Origin of the sequence: Sorangium sp. So ce1036, assembly GCF_051369805.1 — a bacterium.
Taxonomy (GTDB): Bacteria; Myxococcota_A; Polyangia; order Polyangiales; family Polyangiaceae; genus Sorangium; species Sorangium cellulosum_F.
In genome coordinates this window covers 1,453,670-1,474,535 of record NZ_JBBMOX010000001.1, presented here as the reverse complement: position 1 = coordinate 1,474,535, position 20,866 = coordinate 1,453,670, and the positions used below count along the sequence as shown (strand labels likewise).

Here is a 20,866-nt window from a genome sequence, read left to right as displayed (position 1 = left end):
AGGGACCGACTCCCGAAGGCGTATCGGCGCTCCGTGCGCCGCGTCAACCGCGAATCGGGCCGCCTCGCTACCGCTTGCGGGCGAGCGCCTCCCGGTCCTTCACGATGAGCCGCCGGCCCGCCACGTCGAGCACGCCCTCCTTCCGGAGCGCGCCGAGCGTCAGCGTCACCGTCTCCCGCGTCGAGCCGATCACCTGGGCGATCTCCGCGTGCGTGATCGGCGCCGAGATCAGCGTCCCCCGCGGCGTGGGCACGCCCCACCGCTCCGCCGCGTGCAGGAGGAACTCGGCCAGCCGCCCCCCCACGTTCTTGAACAGCATCGACTCGATCCGGTCCTCGGTCTCCCGCTGCCGCGCGACCAGGAGCGCGAACACCGCGCCCCCGAACGCCGGGTTCTGGGCGCACAGATCGCGGATGATCGCGAGCGGCACCCGGACCACCTCGGCCTCGTCCATCGCGACCGCGCGCTCGGTGCGCGCCAGGAGCCCGCCGAGGCACGACTCGCCGAGCACGTCGCCCGTGCCCCGGTAGCTGAGCGGAAACGACTCGCCCTCCTCGTTGACCCGCTCCACCCGCGCCCGCCCCCGGCCGAGCACCACGAGCGTGTCCGCCGGGGCGCCCTGCTCGAAGATCGCCACGTCGGACGCCACCACGTCGAGCAGGGCCGCGTCCGTGACCGCATCCCGCACCGAGCGGTCCACCTGCGCGAACAACGAAGAGAGCCGGAGCGCGCGCGCCACCCGCGCCCGCGCGGGATCGGACGGCTGACGCCCGGCCTCCGACGCATGTTGGGATTCCAGATCGCTCACGGTAGGAGCAGAAGAGTAATCCATCTTGCGTACGTTGGCACACGGATCCAGGCCGCCTGACGCGCGAGGCGAGGGCGCCTGGATCAGCGGCCGAGCCGCACGACGATGTCCCTGTCGATCGCGCTGTCGACCGCGCGCGCGAACTGCTGAAACCGCGGGTAGGCGTCGGGCTGCACGCGGCCCGCCGGCACCTCCAGGAAGCGATCGAGGAGCAGCGCGCCCCCGTCGAGGCGATCGTTCACCCGCACGACGCGCCCCTCGTTTTCCGTCGAGGTCGGAGACAGCTTGGTGATCACGCGCGCTCCCTGGGGGAGCTTCACGCGGAGCCGCACCTCCGAGCGGGTCGCGATCTGCTCGGAGAGGTAGAGCGGCGTCTCCCGGGTGGGCAGGCTGGCGAGGCCGGACATGCGGACGCGGAACGGCGGCGAGAGGACGAGCTCCGCGCCCTGCGCGCGCGCGAAGCTCGCGACCGTGAGCTTCATCTGCAGGACGAGCGGCCGGTCGAGATCGGTGAGCGCCTTGATCTGGAGGTCCACGAGCCGCGCCCCCGGCACCATCTGGGGCAGGAGCCGCGACTCGACCGCGTCCCGGATCTGCGCGTCGGGGAGCGACTCCAGCGCGGAGCGCAGCGCGATCGCGAGCTTGCCCTCGTACCGCTGCTCGATCGCGAGCGAGGCCGAGCCGTTCGCCGCCACCTCGGCGACGCCCTCGGTGACCACGCCGTCGTGCGCGCCGGACGAGGGCGTCACCTCGCGCGGCGCGCCGGGCCTGAGCACGATCGCCGGCTGGCCGCGGAGGGAGCTCGGCAGGTAGCCGTACGGCGCGAACTTGTCGCCGACGAGCATCCAGCGCGCCGCGCCCTCGCCCGGCCCCTCGGACGTGTCGACGCGCACCGCGAGCGCGTTGAACGTCTCCGCCTCGCTCATCGGCCCGCGCGGCGGCGCGGTGAGCCGGTCGCGCACGACGCCGTAGCCCGCGTCGATCCCGAGCAGGCGGCAGAGGTAGAGGAACGCCTCGGTCCGGTTGCCGCTCTTGCCGATGACGACGCGGCGGCCGTCGCCCTCGCGCCCCGCCTCGACGTTGGCGAGCACCCAGCGGTAGATCCGGCGCGCCTGCTCGTCCTTCGACGGCGCCGCCCCGCGGCCCCCGCCCGGCGCGGCGGGCGCCGCGCTCGTCCCCTGGCCGCCCGGCGCGGCGGGCGCCGCGCTCGTCCCCTGGCCGCCCGGCGCGGCGGGCGCGGCGCCCTTCCGCTCGCCGCCGCCCGCGGCGCTCTTCCCCTCGCCGCCGCCCGCGGCCGCGCCGTCGGCGTCCTTCGCGAACGCGATCGACCGGGCGACGCGCACGAGGCGCGGATCGCGCGGCGTCTCGTCGGCGGCCGCGTCGATCATGCGCGCGATCGTGTTCTCCAGGGTGATGCCCCAGCCGACGCGGACGTTCGGGAGGAACTCGGCGATGGGCGCGCTCGCCGGCTCCTCCGGGAGCGCGGGGCTCTTGTCCACGCGGTAGCGGCGGGTGACGAGCGCGCCGGACTCGACGATCTCCGGCGCGGGGACCGCCCCGGAGGTCTCCACGTCGAGCGGCCGGCTCTTCGGCGACACGATGACGAGCTCGCTCCGCCAGTAGGGGATCTTCTCCTCGCGGAAGTACCAGCGCGGGCCCTGGAACGTGAGGCCGCCCTGGCCGTCGCCGCGCAGGATGAAGAGGTTCTCGACCTCGATGTAGTCGCCCACCTCGAGGTGCGGCATCGTCACGGTCGGCTTGTCCTCGATGAGCTCCGGCTCGTGGATCGTCCCGTCCCGCTTGATGGTGCGGAGCTTGAGCACGAGCCCCTCGGGCATGCGCTGCTCGGCGTGCTCCTGGATCGCCTCGCGCGACTGGATCCGGAGGATCTCGTGCTGGAGCATCCGCGCCGACCCGTCCTCGTGGATCCACAGCGCCGCGTAGTCGAGCACGCGCGCCGCGGTGCCGGGCATGGCGTCGCCCGAGGCCTCGTGCTCGGCGATCACCTTCCTCGCGTCGAGCCGGAAGGGGCTGAGCTCGGTCGTGCCGTCGATCAGCTCGATCGCGTCGCGCAGGCCCGAGGTGTCGGCGCCGGTGCGGATCGCCTCGATGAGCGCCTTCTGCAGCGCGTCGCGCTCCCCCCGCGCGAAGCGCGCGTCCGCGAGCGCGAGGCGCGCGCTCGCGTCGTCGGGCGACCGCGCGAGGGCGCGCTCGAGCTGGTCGAGCGACTCGGCGCGCCGGCCGGCGCGCGTCAGGAGATCGGCGATGCGGCGGGCGATGTCCTTGCGGTCCTTGCGGAGGGATCCGAGGCGCCGGAGCTCCCGGATCGCCGCGTCGTAGTCGCGCCGCTCGATCGCCCGCTCCAGCTCGATCTCGGCGTCCGGATCGAGCGCGCGGATGCGGGCGGCGACGGCGTCCGCCTCGGCGACGCGCCCCTCGGCGTCGTGGAGGCGGAGGAGCGCGCCCAGGACCTCGAGGTCGTCCGGGAAGCGGGCGGCGGCCTCCTTGACGGCGCGGACGTGCTCGACCCGCCAGCCGAGCCGGGAGTACATCGCCGCGAGCGTCTTCACGATGTGGGGCACCTCCCGGAACCGGTCGGCGAGGGCCTCGACCTTGCGGGTGACCTCGGGCAGGCCGACCTTGTCGGCCTCCTCGAGCGCGAGCCAGAAGCGCGGGTACCAGAGCTCCGGGTCCCGCTCCGCGGCGCGCGCGCGCACGTCCTGCACGAGGTCGCGCCCGTCGGACGCCGGGAAGATCGGGTCCTTCTCGAGGAAGACCGCCTGCATGGCGAGCGCGGTGCCGGTGGCGCGCGCCGGATCCGCGACGAGCGGCTCGATCAGCACCGAGCTCACGTCGTCCTGGCCCTCGAGGTGCGCGATGTAGGCCGCGAGGAACCGGGCGATCGGGTCGTTCAGGTCGCGCTCGGCGCGCGGCGCCCCGCGCAGGCCGCGGGCGCGCGCCACCTTCGGGGTGGGCTGCGGCGGCACCCCGAGCGCCGCGAGGAACGGCTCGATGGGGTTGGGATCCGGGAGGACCTCGGGGGGGAGGAGCGAGTACGGCGGCGCCGGGTCGGCGGAGGTGGGCACGCCGAGCGGCGTGCCGTCGGGCGCGAGCAGCCGGATGGATGTCTCGGCGCCGCCGACGCGGGCGAGGATGCGGTGCCGGCCGGCGCCGAGGCGCAGGCGCGCGCCGAACCTCGGCCAGATGCCCCACTGCTTCGTGTCGCGGGTGAGCACCTCGACGTCGTCCACGAGGATGGCGAACGCCCCCTGGACCGCGACGATGAGCTCGCGCTCGACGGGCAGGTCGACGAACGTCTCGACGTAGAAGACGCCGCCCCGCCACCCGGCGCCGGCCGCCCCGTCCGGCGCGACCGCGGAGAGCTGGCAGCCGCGGCGCTCGGCGCCGAGGACGCGCGGGGGATCGGCGCGGCGCGGGTCGCGCGGGAACACGGGGGGCCAGGGGCCGGCGCGCTCCGCGTCGTAGTGCACGCGGTGGTCGCTCTCGGCGAGGTGGCCGAACGGCCCGGCGAAGCGGGCATCCTCGACGCAGCCGTAGCGGCGCGCCGCGAGGTCGACGAGCGGCGCGGCGGGCCCGCTCGGCGCGCCGCCGCTCCGGGACGCGGCGGCCACCTCGTCGGGCAGCCCCTCGATGCTCCACCACTCGACGAGCTCGCCGCGCGCGCGCCAGCCGAGGTGCAGCGGGTGATCGATCGAGCGCAGGACGACGTCGCGGGCCTTCTCCCAGAGTCCCGCGACGCTGGAGCGGAGGGCGAGCAGGTGGTTCGCGGCGAACCAGCCGACGAGCGGGGCGTCGGGGTGCGCGCTCACCCGCGCGGCGGCGAGCGCGTCGAGGTAGGCCATGGCCGCGCGCGCGTTGCGGCCGTGGCCCTCGTCGTCGATGGCGCGCCCGAGCGACGCGAGCATGGTCTTTGCGCCGAGCTCGTCGAGGCGCTTGCGCGCCGCCTTGACCCCGGCGGGCGTGCCGCCCGGGACGAGGAGCTCGCCGAGCAGCCAGCGGCCGACGACCTCGCCGTCGGTCGCGTGGGCGCCGGCTTGGCGGAGCGAGGCGATGGGGTCGGGCGCGCGGGGTGCGGAGGCCGCGCCGCAGGCGCCGAGCGCGAGGGCCAGGGTGGCGGCGCCGGCGAGGCGGAGGAGCGTGGAGAGGGGGCGGCCGAGGCGGCCGAAGCGGCGGCCGAGGGGGCGGGGAGCGCGCATCGGCTCGGTCCTTAGCGCGGGCGACCGCGTGCGCACAGGTGCCCCGCGCGGCGTGCGGGTCGAGCGGCTGGCCTGCATGGGGGAAAACCGCGAGGGGGGCGCGAGAGAAAGAGGACACTTCGTGTCCTTCTGGCAGCGTCCTTGCCCATCCTTGCCGTGGACGCCGCCGCCCTCGCGCCGCTCACGCCCGCGGAGCGGCCTCAGGACCGGGGGCCGCCGGCTCCGGTCCTCGCCGCGGCTCCGGTCCTGACCGCGGCTCAGGCGCCGGCTTCGACCGCGTTGGCTACCTGCTGGAGGAGCACCGCCTGCTCGATCACCTCGGGCGACACCCCCAGATCCTCGCGAGCCGCGCCCGCGTCCTCCTGGCCTGCGCTTGCATCCTGACGCACCGCGCCCGCGTCGTCGCAGGGCGCGCTCACGTTCTCGCACGCCGCGCCCTCACGCTCCGCGCCCACGTCCGCCTGCGCGGCGCCCTCCGCGTTCACGCCCGGCTGCTGCGCGGCGACCTCCTGCGCGGCGCCCTCCTCGCTCACGCCCGGCTGCGCGGCGACCTCCTGCGCGGCGCCCTCCTCGCTCACGCCCGGCTGCGCGGCGCCCTCCTCGCTCACGCCCTCGTGCTCCGCCGCCCTGCGCAGCGCCGCGATCTCCGCCTGCGCGGCGATGAGCGCCTGCTCCAGCTCCGCGTGCAGCGCCGCGGGCGAGCCGGCCGCGTCGCGCGCGTCGGCGAGCTCGCGCTCGAGCTGCGCGATCTTCCAGCTCGCCGCGCGCAGATCGGCCTCGCTCGCGGCGGCGCTCCGCGCCAGCGCGTCGAGCTGCTGCCGCAGCGCCTCCACCGCGTCGCCCGCGCCGGAGGCCGCCGGGAGGATGCCGCCCGCGCCGCCGCCCGCGGCCTGGCCCGGCCCGCCGCGATCGGCCGTGGCCGCCGTGAAGACCGTCCCGAGCTCGTCCACGAGCTCCTTGCCCACGCGCTCGCTCTCGAGCAGCTGCGCCTTGAGCGTCGCGATGACGTGGCCCCGCTCGCGCAGCGCCTCCTCCAGGCCCGCGATCTCGGCGGCCGCCGCCTCGCCGGCGTCGCGCTTCTCGAGCTCGGCGTTCCGCTTCTCCAGGGAGACGACGCGCTGCTCCAGATCGACGATCCGCGTCTCGAGCAGCAGCCTGCGCGCCTCGAGCGCGCCCCGCTGGTCCTCCAGCGCGCGGTTGTCCCGCTCGAGCCGATCCGCGCGCTCCTTCAGCCGGTCGCGCTCGCGCGCGGCCTCGGCGCGGGCGGCCTCGAGCTCCTGCAGCTTCGCCGCCGCGCGCCGCGCCTCGTCCAGCGCGCGCTCGCTCTCCTGCGCGCGCTTGCGCGCGGCGTCCCGCTCCGACGTGAGCTTCGAGAGCTCCCGCCGCGCCCCCGCGGCGGCGGCCTCGAGCTGCTCCACGCGGGCCGCGAGCGCCGGATCGGGCGGCGCGACCGCGGGCCTCGCCTCGAGCTCGGCGATCCGGGCGCGCGCGGCCTCGAGCTCGGCCGTCGCGGCGTCGAGGCGATCGCGCGCGCCGGCGATCTCCGGCCTGTTGCGGATCATGCCGAGCTCGAGCTCCACCTTGGTCCGCAGCCGCTTCTCGTCGTCGAGCTGCTTGGCGAGCCGGGTCGCGCGGTCGCGCTGGCCGCGGAGCTCCTCCTCCATGTCGCGGATCTGGTGGGTGAGGCGCTCGGCGCGGACGTGGGCGTCGCCCGCCCGGGCCTCGATTTCCCGGAGGCGCGCCCCCTTCGCGCCGAGCTCGGCCTCGACCTCGGCGAGGCGCGCGGCCGTGGCGACCGCGCTCTCGGCGCGCGCCCCGGCGTCCTCGCGGTCGCGCTGGTGGCGGGTGCGCAGCTCGGCGAGCTCGCCCCCGAGCCGGGCGGCGAGCCCCTGGGCCTCGTGGAGCGCCTCGGGCGGGGCGCCGGCGCCCGCGGCCGGGAGCTCGGCGAACGGCAGCTCGATCACGGCGAAGGCGTCGAGCCGGGGCAGGCGCTCGCCGGCCACGACGATGAACCACTCCGGCTCCTCGGACCCGTCGAGGATCGACGTGTCGACGCTGACCTCGGGCTCGCCCTTCGGCGCGAACTCCGCGACCGTGTAGCCGACGAACGGCGCCTGGCCGATCATCCGGACCTGCTTGAACTGGAGCGCCACGAGGTCGTAGAGCGCGTAGTAGCCGGGCGCCGCCCCGCGGCGCGCCCCGGCGGGGAGGAGCCCCCGGGCGACGTCCGGGTTGGGCGACGCGATGACGGCGGCGCCGCTCGCGGCGGTGAGGCGGCGGGCGCGCCGGAGGAGCTCGGCCTGGTCGCTGAAGATCGAGAGATCGGGGACGACGAGGGTGTCGAAGGCGCCGTCGCGCACGCCGAGGTCGCCGTCGAACACGGCGAAGCTCGGGTGCGGCTGCCTGGAGGGCGCCGACCGGGCGAGCCTCTCCGCGACGCGCGCGGCGTCTGGGTCGTAGGCGTGGACGAGGCGGGCTCCGCGCTGGAGCAGCCGCTCGGCGAGGCCGATCGTGGCGTCGCCCAGGACCGCGACCCGTCGGCCGCGCACGAGCGGCTCGAGGTAGGCGCTCAACACCAGCGAGGGGTGGAGCGCGGCGGCGGCGGCGGCGGGCCGCGGCGAGCGCGCGGCGGCGAGGGAGGACTCCGGCGTCATGGTCTCGTCCTTTACGGCGCGAGGGCCCGGGAGTCCACAAACCCACGACCCCACGCCGACAAACCCGCGCCCCACCACCCCACCCCGCGAGCCCGCGCCGGCCTGGAGCGCGAAGCCCGCGCCGGGAGGGGGCCGGGGGGGTGGGCGGGAGGGCGGGGAGACAGATAAAACATCAATGATTCTCGCCCGATGAGAGCCCTGGTGTCCGGGCGCGGCGGCGGTCAGCGGATCACGGTCTCGCAGCCGAGGAGGATCTGGATCCTCGCGGCGGACGCGCTCCTCGCGGCCTCGCACGTGGCCGGGCAGAGCGTCAGCGCGGTCGGGCGGTCCGGGTCGTCATAGCGCCACCCCGGACCGTCGCAGCCCGGGCTCTGCGGCAGGATCCCCTGCGGGGCGCCGTCGAGCGCGAACAGCACGTTGACGTCGCGGAACGAGACCTGCCCGCCGGCCACCTGGGAAGGGATCTCGTATTCGCACGGGAGCGCCTGGCCTGTGACCTTCGCGAGCGCGTTCTGGAACTCGACGGCGGTGTTGGTCGCCCCGACGAGCACGGCGGCGTCGGTGCCGCCGGCGGCGGCGATCTGGTGGGCGATGCGCTGGTCGACGCCCGGGAGGCCGATGACGAAGGTGCGCACCGGCGGGAGGCCGTTCACGCCGTCCGCGCCCGCCCTGGCGAGCGCCGCGATGGCGGCGGGGTCCTCCGGATCGACGGCGCCGCACCGGTCCGCGGGCCCCTGCGGCTGCCCGTCGGTGACGAGCAGCACGGCGGAGGCCTGGCCCGGATGGTTCTTCGCCACCTCGCTCCCCATGAGGATCGCGCCGCCGAGCGCCGGATAGATGGGCGTGCTCAGGCCGTCCGGCGACTCGGCCTCGATGCTCTCGATGATCGCGGGCGCGTTGTCCGGGAGCGGGCCGAACGGGACGAGCGGGGTCATGTACGCGAACTGATCGCACGCCGGCGCCGCGTCCGCGTCGCGCGGGAAGAAGCGCAGCGCCACGCGCACGCCGGCGAACCTCGCGCTGTTGACGAACGCCGTCAGCCCGGCCTTGGCGCTCTCCCATTTATCGCCCGTCATCGAGGACGACTTATCCATCATGATGTAGAGATTGAGCGGGACGGCGATCGCCTCCTCCGTGACGAGCCCACAGGCTGCGTCCGGGTCGAGCGGGACATCCGCGGGCGCGTCCCCCAGCAGCCCAGCATCCGGCTCGGGGTCTCCCCCCGAATCGACGTCTCCTCCCGGGCCGGCACCTTCCGCCGGGGACATCGAGCCATCGATCCCCGAGTCCGGGGCGCAGGCGCCGTGGAGCCCGGCGGCGGCGAGTCCAAGCAAGCAGGCGAGCGGGACGTGATGGAGCGATGGATGACGCATTGGCATGTCGTCCGGCGAGGGTGCGAGGGGGAATGACGAGAGGCGCGGACGACAGACTACCGAACTGGGCGGCAGGAGCGAGCGCGAACGCATGCAATCGTGAGCTAGCTTGCGCGGACACCGCACCACGGCGGCATCGGCCCATGCAGCCTGAAACGTGCCGCACGGAACGATACGATTGCGAGACAAAGTCTTTCCGCGCGACGAGCGAAGGTGCAGTATTGCGACATGCGCGCGCGACTCGTTCTCGAAACCGCATCTCTGCTCGCGATGCTCTCCGCGCTCGGGTGCGCTGAAAGCAGCTCGATTGAAGGCCCCGTTCTCCCGGGCTCGGGCACCGGCGCTGAAGGCGGTGGCGGCGCAGGGGGCGCGCCCTCCGCAAGCAACCCCTCATCCACTGCGAGCAACACCTCATCCACTGCAAGCAGCACCACATCCACGTCCTCCAGCAGCAGCACGACCGCCACCAGCGGCGCGAGCGGCGCGGGCGGAACGGGCAGCGACGCGGGCGGAGTGGGCGGCGGAGAGGGCGGCCAGGGCGGTGAAGAGGATGGAGGAGAGGGAGGGAGTGGCGGTGGGATCACCGATGTCTGCGCGACGGGGTGTCTCCCGGGCACGCACGACGTGGACGGCAATCCGCTGACGGGCGAGTGCGGTTGTGAGTATGCTTGCACGCCGACGTCGACGGGCGGGGATCCGATCGACGGCGACTACACGGACGACAACTGCGATGGCGGCGACGGGCTGGTCGAGCAGTGCGTGTACGTGTCCGCGAGCGAGGGGGATGACGGCAACAGCGGGACGCGCATGGCGCCGATGCGGACGATCGCGGCGGCCATCCAGGCGGCGCGGGACAATGCGGTCCCGGCCGTGTGCCTGTCCGGCGAGCTGTATGAAGAGGCCGTCACGGTCGCGTCGGGGATCAGCATTTACGGTGGATTCGATCACAAAGATCCAGATTTCAAGTTCCGGAGGTCGCCGGCGGTGACGACCACCGTGCGGGCGACGGGCACGGTGTTTCATGCGCCCGCGATCGAGCAGGAGACGCACATCGAGGGGCTCACGATCGAGGCGCTCTCGCCGTCGTCGCGCGGCGCGAGCACCTATGGAGTGCGGCTCGGCGGGGGGCGCGCGCAGCTCTTCGTGCGGTACAACCACATCGATGTGGAGGACGGCCAGGACGGGGCCGACGGGGCGCACGGCGCGGCGCATTCGGCGGGGACGGCGCCGGCGGGGAAGGCGGGTGGGGCAGGCTGCGATTACTGCGAGGACACCGACGTGGGAGGGGCAGGCGGCCGCGCGCCCGTGTGCGCTGAGCCCGGCGGGAAGGGCGGGACAGGCGGACACAACGACGGGCACGGCGCGGCGGGCTCACCTGGCAGTCGCGGCGCGGCCGGTGGCGCGGGGGGCACGTCGGCCGGCGCCTGCTACAGCGATAGTGCGCCAGGCCGAAACGGCGCGGCGGGAGCGGCTGGGGGACAGGGGACGCCGGGGACCGGGGGCGCGAGTCTTGGCAGCGTCGCCGCGAGCCTCTACCGACCTGCGAGCGGCACGAATGGGCAGAACGGCGCGAACGGCGGCGGGGGCGGCGGCGCCGGCGGCGGGGGCGGCGGCGCGTGCGAACTCCCGTTCTGGCCGAACACCTGCAGTTGCGGGGAAGACGGTGGCGGTGGGGGTGGCAGCGGCGGATGCGGCGGGCTCGGCGGCCGCGCGGGGCAGGGCGGCGGCGGGGGCGGCGGGAGCTTCGGCATCTTCGCAGCGAGCGGACGGGTGGTGGTCTCCGGCAACGTCATCACGACCGGCTCCGGCGGCTCCGGCGGTCGCGGCGGCAACGGCGGCACGCACCAGCTCGGGGGGAACGGCGGCTCGGGCGGCTCCGGTTTTGACAACTCCGGCAACGGCGGCACCGGCGGCAGAGGTGGCAATGGCGGCGACGGCGGCCCCGGCGCGGGCGGCGGAGGCGGCCCGAGCGCTTGCCTGGCGCGGTCCGGCAGCGTGTTCTTCATGTTCGCGGACAACAGCTGCACGACAGGAACGCCCGGCTTCGGCGGCGCGGGCGGCACGAACCCGAGCGGCGGCGCCGCGGGCCTGGGGAGCAACGGCATGGCCGCGGCGAACCTGCAGATCAACTGACCAGCGCCGCGTCGATCGAGGAGCTATCGCCCGACCCGCGCGAGGTCGATCTTCGCCACAGCCGCGCTGATCTTACCGCCGTCCCCGACCTTCATCCCATCGCCGAAGTCGAGCACCCCGTCGTTGATTCCAGCAAGCATGAGGGCATCGGTCCTCGGATCAGCGCCGATGCCGATGACGCCTTGCAGAGCCGCAGGATCACCGAAGCGCCTGCTCCAGAGGTGCTCTCCACCGGCGCTGATCTTTGCGACTGTCCAGTCCCGATCTCCTCTCCCGTCGAGCAGTCCGCCCCCGAAGTCGACGGCGCCTGCGACTCCGGCCCCCAGCGCAATGTCCCCGGCGGAGTCGACGGCGACGTGAACCCCGAGAGGTGACCGCGAGCTCAGATCCACATCCACGTCAAACTGAGGCGACTCATCCCCGAATTTCAACGACCACACGTGGCTTCCCGCCGACGAGAGCTTCACGAGCAGGATATCCGAGTCGGCCGCACCGCTGGTCTGTTGGACGCCGCTAACGCCGTCTGTTGTGATCCCGATCGTTCCTGTGAGAGCCCCTCCCGCAAGGACGTGCCCTCGCGCATCGACGTCGATGTCGCTCACCCACGCTTCGCCCTCCCCTTGGAGAACGGACGTCCACTGCCTAACTCCGGTGGGCACAAGCTTGAGCACGAAGGCACCGGCGCCCGACGGACTCGGGATGTACCCCTCTTCGAAGCCGGACTGACTGAATCCCGTGAATCGGCCCCCCACGATGATATTGCCGTCAGGATCAGCCGCCACCGCGGTGGCCTCGATGGTGGTCGTCGCCGTGGTATCTTTGGCGTCCCCCAGCTGGAGGCTCCACCGCTCAGCGCCCGTCTCGCCGTTCAATCTCGTGATGAAGGCGTCCGTCGAGGCGGTGGTCAAGGTCGACGTGCCCAGGTTCATCTCGCGCTCGAAGGAACCGACCAGAACCACGTCGCCGTCGGGAGTGGACGTCAAATCCAGGACGAACGCGTGCGCTGTCCCCGTGAACAGGTTGCGCTTCCAGAGCAGCTCGCCGTCCGGCGAGAACCTGGCCACGAAGCAGCCATCCCCACCCGGGGTGGGCGTCTTGACGAGATCGCCGTCTCCGAGATCGACGGATTGCTCATAGAATCCAGTCAAGACGACGCTGTCGTCCGGTAGGACCGTGAGGCGTGGAGACAAGGCGCCATCCTCGTCATCGACCAGGATCTTCCGACTGAATGCGTGACTGCCGTCCGGCCTCAGCTTGGCGAGAAAGAAAGCCATGTAAGACGATATCAGCGGAGATCCACCAAAATCCACGGTATCGCGAAATGTGCCTGAGACGATAACGTTACCCCTGGAGTCGACACCAGCGCTTTCTGGATAGACGAAGTCAACGTTCCCGAAGCCCTTCGCCCAGACGACTCCCGAGCACGAGTCCTCATCGCAGTCCTCGAACTCGTCGAGCCCCAGGACCTGGGCGCACGAGGCGGTGCTCAGGAGGGCTCCCAGAGCGAGCACGTGGCCGGCGCGGAGGAGGGCAGAGAGCCGATGGCTGCGCATGATGTCGCATGAGGCCGCAAACGCCCGCATCCGTCAAGGGTGGAGCAAACCGCTCTCCTGCATTTCACCAGGGCTCGTCGTGCCATGTGCCATCAATCGATACGACCGAGCTCGTCACTTCCGTGCGACCTGTGACAGTGTTCCTCGGCTCTCTCCAGCACTCCCCCGGCGCGCCCAGGATGGCGCCCAGGCCCGGCACGTCGCTCCCTGCGACCGCCTCCCTCCCGCCTCCCGCCGAGCCGCCCTCCCCTTCCAGCGCGCCTCGTCCGGGCGAGCTCCCCGGCCCGGCCGCTCGTCCCCCGCCAGCTCGGCCTTTCAGCCGTCTCTACCACCGGAGCGCCGGAGCGGGTACAACCTGGGCTCAATCTGCCCGCCCGCACGCGGGCGCCGGCGCGGTGTGTCCGGGACACTGAGGAGTTGCCGATGGGCCACGACATCGACGACGTGATCGACGGCCGGTACAGGCTGATCGAGGTGGTCGGCCAGGGGGGCCACGGCGTGGTCTATCGCGCCGAGGACCTGAAGCTCGGCGCGCGCGTCGCCGTCAAGTGCCTCCACGCGGAGATCGCCGCAAACCCCGCCTTCAAGGCCCGGATGCAGCGCGAGGCGCGCGCCATGGGGGCGCTCTCCGGCACCAGCGCCGCGCAGGTCTTCGCGTTCAGCCAGGCGCCCGACGGCACGCTCTACATCGTGATGGAGTTCCTGACGGGCTGCGATCTCGAAACGACGCTGCGCCGGATCGAGGCGCAGGATCAGCGGCTCCCGCTGGACCGGCTGAAGGAGCTGTTCGGCCCGATCGTCGACACCCTGGACGCGGCGCACGCGCGCGGCATCGTCCACCGCGATCTGAAGCCCGCCAACATCTTCGTCCTGGACGACGCCGCGAACGGCCCCTCCTCCACATCCCGCCCCGGTGACGACGCCACCCACCCCCGCGGCAACCCGCCCCGCCCCGACGCCGACCCCTCCCGCCCCGGCGCCGATCCCTCCCGTGCGGGCGCTTCCGCCCCGGACGGCGGCTCGCGGCCCCTTGCCGACGCGCCGTCGCGCGGCCGCGTGCGCCTCCTCGACTTCGGCCTCGTCAAGGTCATGAACGCCGACCCCTTGACCCGCGAAGGCTCCATCCCCGGCTCGCCCAGCTACATCGCGCCCGAGGTCTGGAAGGGCCGACCCCAGGAGGTCGACCACCGGATCGACGTCTACTCGCTCGGCGCGGTGCTCTTCCGCGTGCTCGCCGGCCGCGTGCCGTTCTCGGGCGCGACCCGGGTCGACATCCTGCTCGCCTCCGCCCGCGGCCCGCGGCCGAGCCTGTGCGCCTTCCGGCCCGATCTGCCGTCCGAGGTGGACGCCTGGGTGGCCCGGGCGCTCGCCGTCCAGCCCGAGGCGCGCTTCCAGGATGTTCGCTCGCTCTGGGCCGCGCTGGAGCCGCTCCTGGACCGCGCCGCCCAGGCGCCCGGCGGCGCCGCGCGCGCCGACGCGATCCCGCCTTGATCGCTTTCTTCCGCCCGAGCGCCTTGCGACGCGGGAAGCGCCGCTGGTAGCGTCATCCGGGCCATGTCCGAATCGAGGGCCGCGGGATGAGCTCCTCGCCTGGTCTCTTGCAGCCGAACACGCGGTTTCGCGACCGCTACCAGGTGTTGCGCGTCATCAAGTCGGGCGGCATGGGCGCCGTCTACGAGGTCCTGGATCACGTCACCGCCGCGCGCCGCGCGCTCAAGGTGATGCTGCCGAGCCTCCTCGACAGCGAGGAGCTGCGCGCCCGCTTCGCCCTCGAGGCCCGCATCACCGGCATCATCGAGAGCGACCACATCGTCAGGACCTCGGACGCCGGGGTCGACGACGAGACCGGCACGCCGTTCATCGTCATGGAGCTGCTCCGCGGCGAGGAGCTCGGCAGCCTCCTCAAGAAGCGCGGCGCGCTCCCCCCCGACGACGTCGCGCTCTACCTCTTCCAGGCGGCGCTCGCGCTCGACAAGACGCACGCGGCGAACATCATCCACCGCGACCTCAAGCCCGACAACCTGTTCGTCACGATCCGCGACGACGGCTCGCCGTGCGTCAAGATCCTCGACTTCGGGATCGCCAAGGTCATCGAGCATCACCACGCCTCCACGCTCACCCGGCAGATGCTCGGCACGCCCGTGTACATGTCGCCCGAGCAGATCCGGGCCGAGCGCAACGTGAGCCCCCGGGCCGACATCTACGCCCTCGGGCACGTCGCCTACACGCTCCTCGTCGGCGAGTCGTACTGGACCCCGGAGTCCGAGACGATCCCGTCGCCTTACCTGCTCGCGGCGGAGCTCCTGCGCGGCCCGATGGAAGCGCCCGTCGCCCGCGCGGCCCGCCGGCGCGCCGCCGCGCTGCCCTCGGAGTTCGACGGCTGGTTCTTCAAGGCGACCGCGGTCAAGCCCGACGACCGCTTCGAGCGCGCCTCCATCGCGGTGAACGCGCTCGCCGACGCGCTCGGCGTCGCGCTCCCGCGCGCCTCGCGCGTCGTGCTCCTGCCGGATCACCCGCTGACCCCCCCGCCGGATCCCCCGCCGGGCCCGAGCCCGACCGCGCCGACCCTGCCCTCGCAGCCCGGCGCGCCGGGGAGGTTCGCCGACGTGCCGACCGTCACCGTGCCCGAGATGTCGGCCAGGCCGACGCCGACGCCGGCCTCGCACCACCCCCTGACGTCGCGCCACACCCCGACGTCGCACCACCCCCCGGCCCGGCCGCTCTCGGCGCCCCCGCCGCGCTCGGCCTCCCCGCCGCTCTCGGCGCCCCCGCCTCCCCTCCAGCTCGGCGTGGAGACCTGGCCCAGGTCGCCGTCGACGCCCTCGACGCCGCCGAGCAGGACGAGCCCCTCCGCGGGCCAGCCGTCGAGGAAATCCGACCCCATCGGGCGGCGCGAGCGCGGCTCGCAGCGGCGGTTCCAGGTCCGGCCCGACGCGGCGACGGGGATCCTCCACGTGAAGGTCTGGGGGTTCTGGGACGTCGAGGAGGGCAAGGCGTACCTCGACGAGTTCCGGCAGAAGGCCTCGACGCTGCTCGGGCTCGGCAAGCCCTGGTACGTGCTCGCCGACATCGCGGACTTCCCGCCGCAGCGGCCCGACGTGAGCCCCTACGTCGAGCAGACGATGGCGTACGCGGTCGAGAACGACATGCGCAAGGCGGCGAACCTCGTGAACAGCGCGCTCTCGAAGATGCAGATCTCCCGCCTGTCGGCGGCCATGGGGCTGCCCGAGTACTCGTTCTTCACCGCGGAGGCCGACGCCATCGCCTGGCTCCTCAAGGGCTGAGCACCGCCCCGCGGCCTCCACCCGCCTCTCGTTACCTGCACGCCAGAGCGGTGGTCGACATGACGCCAGAGCGGTGGTCAGCCGCACAGGAGATGGGCCCAGATCGGCGTTTTCGGCGCGCAAGCGCACTCCAGTGCGCTGAGCACCGAAAACGGCGAGATGGGTCCGTATCCGAAGCGGATGACCACCGCTCTACCCGAGGACGAACCTGCGGATGCGGCCGGCGAGGCTCCGGACCTTGTCCTCGGCCGCGAGGTAGCGCTCGGCCGCGTCGCGCAGGTGGGCCTGGCGCGAGGCCATGAGCAGGCTGAGCTCGATCACGAGCTGCGGGCGCGCCTCGATGATCGGCTGCAGGGCCTCCTTCGTGATCTGGTAGAGCACCACCTCGTCGATCGCGCGCACCGTGGCGGTGCGCTCCTCGCCCGTGAGCAGCGCGAACTCGCCGAAGACCGCGCCCTTCTCGAGCGCGGCGACCGGCGTGTCCTGCCCGCCCGGGTGCCGCACCAGGACCTCGACGGTGCCGGACGCGACGACGTACATCGACGAGTCGCGCTGCCCCTGCAGCACGATCCGGTCGAGCGGGCCGTACTCGACCCGGCGCGCCCTCCTGGCGAGCTTGCGGAGCTCGCGATCGAGCAGCGGCTTGAAGACCGGCGTCCGCCGCAGCAGCACCATCACGTCCTCGGGGCTCGCCTCGAGCGCGGCCTTGCTCGGCGCGTCGAGATCGATGGACTGCGCGGCCCCGTACCCGTCGCGCCGCTCCAGCGCGGCGAGCAGCGAGGGGTTCTTGTCCATGGTCGCCTCGAGCAGGCTCGCGTTCCGCGGGATGCACTCGTCGCCCGTGTAGTCCATCAGGCGACGCTCGGCGGCCCACCGGGCGACGTCGTTCATCGACTTGCGGTACTGCCGGCACGCCGCGGGGAAGATCCCGTCCTGGTCGCCGAAGAGCCCGGTCAGCGCCTCGGGCATGAGGCTCAGCCCGAACAGCCGCACGTCGCCCCGCTGGTGCCAGAGCGCGAAGTCGCGCCAGCGCGGATCGAGGTGCGACAGCTCCGGGAACGCGAGCGCGCTGTTCCTGAGCACCGCCCGCTCCGCGTCGCGGAACACGCGGTGCCAGGTCTCCTGCGCGTTGCCCAGGTTGGGGCCCGCGAGCTCGATGGCCCGCTGCAGGTCGGCGTGGTGGGTGTGCAGGAACGCGAGCGTCGCCTTCTGCTTGCGCATCAGGTTGGTCAGGCTCACGGGCCCGGCCGCGAAGAAGCCGGCTGCGCGCGGCGCGATGTGCCGCATGTCCCAGACCTGCCGCCACGCCGCCACGTCGATCGCCGCGCGGACGGGCGCGAACGCCTCGCCCCGCTCGAACGCCTCGCGCTCCTCGGGCGAGAGCATGTCCGGGTACTCGCGCTTCACGGCCTCGAAGATGCCGAGGCACGTGAGCAGCTCGAGGTAGAGCCCCACCCGCAGGAGCCAGCGGGGATCGGGGAGGTTGCGCCGGTGCTGCTCGAGATCCTGATGGATGGCCCGGAGGTACAGCGCGGCCTTGTCCATGCCGATGGTGAGCACGGGGAACCACGGGTGATAGCCGACGTGGAGCTCGTCGATCCCGAGCTCCCGCTGCTGGCTCTCCGTGTCCGCCTTGACGAGCCGATCGAGCAGCCGCGCGTAGAGCGAGCCGAAGCGGCCGGTGTCGAAGACCTCGATCTCGGTCGACTCGGCCGCGACCGTCCTGCCCGCCTCGCTGAGCTTGATCTCCACCCGGAGCTGCTGGCGGAACAGGCTCGCGAACGTGAACGGATCCTCGCCGTCGGGGATCTGCGCCCGGAACGACGCGGGCAGGTCGAGCCAGTCGTAGCCCCCGCCGGCCGCCGCGCCGGGGGCGCGCGGCATGAGCTGCCGCGCGGGCGCGATCGTGGCGACGTAGACGGTCTGGTGGAACGCGTTCCACGGGGCGGGCTCGAGCATCGGGACCGGGTAGGACGACGTCGAGACGACCTGAGGGCTGAGCGGCAGGTCGATGAGGCCGGGCACCGGGCACGGCGCGCCGCGCTCGGGGCTCGCAGGGAGGAACCACGCCGACAGGGTCACCTCGAACGGCCGCTCGAACGGCGCCACGAAGGCGTAGAGATCGCGCAGCCGGTAGAGCAGCCACACCTCGTCGCCGAGCTCCGCCGGATCGCCCGCGGTGTTGATGCAGCCGACCCGCTCGCTGCAGCCGTGCCCCGGGTAGAGCGCCTCGTCGACAGGCCGCTTGCCGGGCTCGAACGGGATGAGCTCCAGCGACGGGGACAGCTCGGCCGACTCCTCCTCCGGGCTCTGCCGCGCCTCGAGCTGGCGCAGGTACTGGCGGACCCGGGCGAGCTTGTCCTCCCAGTCCATGCCTTCAACGCGGCTCATCAAGAGCCGCTTGAACTGCTTCTGGAACTCCTTCGGGGTCATCATGCTGCGTCCACCTGAGTTCACGGCCGCCGGACAGCCGCCCTCTCCGGGAGCTTACAGGCTCCTCGCGCCCGGCGTGCCCCCGATCGCCGCGCGCCCCGTCGCTGCGCGATCCACTTGCGGCGCCGCGTCTCGAACGGTACGGGCTTGCGCCCTATGGCTATCGAGATCCGCGAGCTTCGGAAGGGCGACAGGAGCGTCCTCAAGGACTTCCTGGACGTGGTCGACACCGTCTACGAGGGTGAACCCAACTACGTCCGCCCGCTCGACATGGACATCTCCGATCGGCTCGACAAGAAGAAGAACCCGTTCTTCGAGCACGCCGAGGGGACGGCGTGGGTGGCCTACAAGGACGGCCGGCCGGTGGGTCGGATCACGGCGCAGGTCGATCACGAGCACCTGAAGCGCCACCGCGACGAGACGGGCTCGTTCGGTTTCTTCGACACGATCGACGACATCGAGGCCGCCCAGGCGCTCCTCTCCGAGGCCGCGGGCTGGCTGCGCGCGCGCGGCATGAAGCGGATGCGAGGCCCTTACTCGCTCTCGATCAACGAGGAGATCGGGTGCCTCATCGAGGGCTTCGAGTTCCCGCCGGCGATGATGATGGCCTATCACCGCCCTCACCAGGGCCGCCTCATCGAGCAGGCGGGGCTCGAGAAGGTGAAGGACTTCTACGCGTGGCGCTACGAGGTCGGGGACGTCCCCGCCCGGGCGCAGAGGGCGCACGCCGAGATCCTGGCCATGCCGGAGGTGCACACGCGCTGCGGAGATCCGAAGAACCTGCTCCGCGACATCCGGATCCTCATGGACGTCTACAACGACGCCTGGAGCGACAACTGGGGGTTCGTCCCGATGACCGAGAAGGAGCTCATCAAGTGGGCGCGCGACGTGCGGCTCATCCTGATGCCCGAGCTCACGAAGATCACGTTCATCGACGGCGAGCCGGCCGCCGTGTCGCTCGGCCTCCCGGATCTCAACGACCTGATCAAGGATCTGCACGGCAAGCTCCTGCCGGGCGGGATCTTCAAGCTGCTCTGGCGGCTCCGCGTGCGCGGCCCGAAGCGCGGGCGCCTCGTCGTGCTCGGCATCCGCAAGAAGTGGCGCCACGTGCGGCGGTACGCCGGGCTCAGCGCCTTCCTCTACGTCGAGATGAACCGCGCGGCGCACCTGCTCGGCATGACGGGCGGCGAGCTCGGGTGGACGCTGGAGGACAACGCCGCCATCAACGCGGGCATCCGGCTGATGGGCGGCCGGATCTACAAGAAGTACCGGGTCTACGAGCGGGCGATCTGATCTCCCAGACCGGTCATGGCGCCGCGGCGCCGGCGGGCGGCCGTCTTGGGATAGCAGAGCGCAAGGAGGAAGCGGATCGATGAGGGTGCTGGTCACGGGCGCGAGCGGGTTCCTCGGCTCGCACGTCGCCGAGCAGCTCGTGCAGCAGGGGCACGGCGTCGTCGCCCTCGTGCGGCGCTCGTCCAACACGAGGTTCCTGGCGTCGCTGCGCGGCGTCGAGCTCGTGTACGGCGCCGTCGAGGACGCGGAGAGCGTCCGCCGCGCGGTGGTCGACACGGAGGGCGTCGACGCGATCGTGCACTCGGCCGGGCTGGTCAAGGCGCGCGACGAGGCGGAGTTCTTCCGGGTCAACGTCGAGGGCACGCGGAACATGCTCGAGGCGGCGAAGGCCGCGCCCTCGGTGAAGCGCTTCGTGTTCGTCTCGAGCCTCGCCGCCATCGGCCCGAGCCCCGACGGGCGCCCCGTCGCGCCCGACGCGCGCCCCTCGCCGGTGACGCGGTACGGGCGCTCGAAGCTCGAGGCGGAGCGGCTGGTGCTCGCCGAGAAGGACGCGTTGCCCGTGATCGTGCTGCGCCCCCCGATGATCTACGGCCCGCGCGATCAGGAGTCGTTCGCGTTCTTCCAGAGCGTCTCGCGCCGCTTCCTCCCGATGCTCGGCGACGGCAGGAACACGCTGAGCGTCATCTACGCAACCGACGCGGCCGCCGCGTGCATCCGGGCGCTCGAGCGCGACACGCCGAGCGGCCGCGCCTATTTCATCGACGACGGCCGCGTGTATGTCTGGCGCGACATGCTGGCGGACGTGGAGGCGGCGCTCGGCGCGCGGGCGTTCGTCCGGGTCGGCGTGCCGTTCTCGCTCATGCGCGGCGCCGCGCTCGCGAGCGAGGGCCTGGGCCGCCTCACCGGCAAGGCCGTGATGCTGACGCGCGACAAGCTGAACGAGCTCGCCGCGCCGCACTGGGTCTGCGACTCGAGCGAGGCGCGGCGGGAGCTCGGCTTTCGGCCCGAGGTGGGCTGGGCCGAGGGGACGCGCCGCGCGGTCGCGTGGTACCGCGAACACGGCTGGCTCTGACGGCGAGGCCGCGCCGTGCGCCGTTTGACGCTCGCCCGCCGCCTCC

General features: G+C 73.1%; 11 protein-coding genes. 5 read left to right on the top strand and 6 right to left on the bottom strand.

Features of this window, described 5'->3' with window-relative positions; translation table 11 throughout:
- Window positions 1–67 precede the first annotated feature (67 nt).
- The 4 genes from WMF31_RS05420 to WMF31_RS05405 all read right to left on the bottom strand — a co-directional run bounded on the left by WMF31_RS05420 (window position 68) and on the right by WMF31_RS05405 (window position 9,052).
- Complete coding sequence (locus tag WMF31_RS05420; protein ID WP_436600907.1) at window positions 68–808, bottom strand: Crp/Fnr family transcriptional regulator; 741 nt, start codon at window positions 806–808, stop codon at window positions 68–70.
- Window positions 809–891: 83 nt separating this feature from the next.
- Window positions 892–5,025: a hypothetical protein gene (locus WMF31_RS05415; protein ID WP_436600906.1), complete on the bottom strand. Its 4,134-nt coding sequence runs from the start codon at window positions 5,023–5,025 to the stop codon at window positions 892–894.
- A 257-nt stretch (window positions 5,026–5,282) separates the two neighbouring features.
- Entirely contained in the window at window positions 5,283–7,679 is a 2,397-nt protein-coding gene (locus WMF31_RS05410; protein ID WP_436600905.1) for a hypothetical protein, read from the bottom strand.
- Window positions 7,680–7,900: 221 nt separating this feature from the next.
- Window positions 7,901–9,052 (bottom strand): vWA domain-containing protein, encoded by a 1,152-nt coding sequence (locus WMF31_RS05405; RefSeq protein WP_436600904.1) that lies wholly within the window; start codon window positions 9,050–9,052, stop codon window positions 7,901–7,903.
- 513 nt (window positions 9,053–9,565) lie between these two features.
- Here WMF31_RS05405 and WMF31_RS05400 point away from each other — a divergent pair.
- Entirely contained in the window at window positions 9,566–11,185 is a 1,620-nt protein-coding gene (locus tag WMF31_RS05400) for a PE-PGRS family protein (RefSeq protein WP_436600903.1), read from the top strand.
- A 23-nt stretch (window positions 11,186–11,208) separates the two neighbouring features.
- Here WMF31_RS05400 and WMF31_RS05395 read toward each other — a convergent pair whose 3' ends face one another.
- Window positions 11,209–12,738: a hypothetical protein gene (locus WMF31_RS05395; protein ID WP_436600902.1), complete on the bottom strand. Its 1,530-nt coding sequence runs from the start codon at window positions 12,736–12,738 to the stop codon at window positions 11,209–11,211.
- Window positions 12,739–13,161: 423 nt separating this feature from the next.
- On the opposite strand from WMF31_RS05395, the gene WMF31_RS05390 reads away from it, so the two are divergent.
- Window positions 13,162–14,229: a serine/threonine-protein kinase gene (locus tag WMF31_RS05390; RefSeq protein ID WP_436600901.1), complete on the top strand. Its 1,068-nt coding sequence runs from the start codon at window positions 13,162–13,164 to the stop codon at window positions 14,227–14,229.
- Window positions 14,230–14,315: 86 nt separating this feature from the next.
- Window positions 14,316–16,022: a serine/threonine protein kinase gene (locus WMF31_RS05385; RefSeq protein WP_436600900.1), complete on the top strand. Its 1,707-nt coding sequence runs from the start codon at window positions 14,316–14,318 to the stop codon at window positions 16,020–16,022.
- A 192-nt stretch (window positions 16,023–16,214) separates the two neighbouring features.
- Here the strand turns inward: WMF31_RS05385 and WMF31_RS05380 are convergent, their stop codons facing one another.
- Window positions 16,215–18,458 (bottom strand): cyclic nucleotide-binding domain-containing protein, encoded by a 2,244-nt coding sequence (locus tag WMF31_RS05380; protein WP_436600899.1) that lies wholly within the window; start codon window positions 18,456–18,458, stop codon window positions 16,215–16,217.
- A gap of 153 nt (window positions 18,459–18,611) precedes the next feature.
- On the opposite strand from WMF31_RS05380, the gene WMF31_RS05375 reads away from it, so the two are divergent.
- Together WMF31_RS05375 and WMF31_RS05370 are read left to right on the top strand one after the other, a co-directional pair.
- Window positions 18,612–19,748, top strand: a complete 1,137-nt coding sequence (locus WMF31_RS05375; RefSeq protein WP_436600898.1) for a hypothetical protein — start codon at window positions 18,612–18,614, stop codon at window positions 19,746–19,748.
- 79 nt (window positions 19,749–19,827) lie between these two features.
- Complete coding sequence (locus WMF31_RS05370) at window positions 19,828–20,820, top strand: NAD-dependent epimerase/dehydratase family protein (RefSeq protein WP_436600897.1); 993 nt, start codon at window positions 19,828–19,830, stop codon at window positions 20,818–20,820.
- Window positions 20,821–20,866: the final 46 nt, after the last annotated feature.

What these genes read in the sequence shown, in the direction of transcription:
- WMF31_RS05415 (WP_436600906.1), bottom strand. Translation starts at nt 5,025, where the DNA reads ATGCGCGCTCCCCGCCCCCTCGGCCGCCGCTTCGGCCGCCTCGGCCGC.
- WMF31_RS05370 (WP_436600897.1), top strand. Translation starts at nt 19,828, where the DNA reads ATGAGGGTGCTGGTCACGGGCGCGAGCGGGTTCCTCGGCTCGCACGTC.
- WMF31_RS05405 (WP_436600904.1), bottom strand. Translation starts at nt 9,052, where the DNA reads ATGCGTCATCCATCGCTCCATCACGTCCCGCTCGCCTGCTTGCTTGGA.
- WMF31_RS05375 (WP_436600898.1), top strand. Translation starts at nt 18,612, where the DNA reads ATGGCTATCGAGATCCGCGAGCTTCGGAAGGGCGACAGGAGCGTCCTC.
- WMF31_RS05395 (WP_436600902.1), bottom strand. Translation starts at nt 12,738, where the DNA reads ATGCGCAGCCATCGGCTCTCTGCCCTCCTCCGCGCCGGCCACGTGCTC.
- WMF31_RS05380 (WP_436600899.1), bottom strand. Translation starts at nt 18,458, where the DNA reads ATGATGACCCCGAAGGAGTTCCAGAAGCAGTTCAAGCGGCTCTTGATG.
- WMF31_RS05390 (WP_436600901.1), top strand. Translation starts at nt 13,162, where the DNA reads ATGGGCCACGACATCGACGACGTGATCGACGGCCGGTACAGGCTGATC.
- WMF31_RS05385 (WP_436600900.1), top strand. Translation starts at nt 14,316, where the DNA reads ATGAGCTCCTCGCCTGGTCTCTTGCAGCCGAACACGCGGTTTCGCGAC.
- WMF31_RS05410 (WP_436600905.1), bottom strand. Translation starts at nt 7,679, where the DNA reads ATGACGCCGGAGTCCTCCCTCGCCGCCGCGCGCTCGCCGCGGCCCGCC.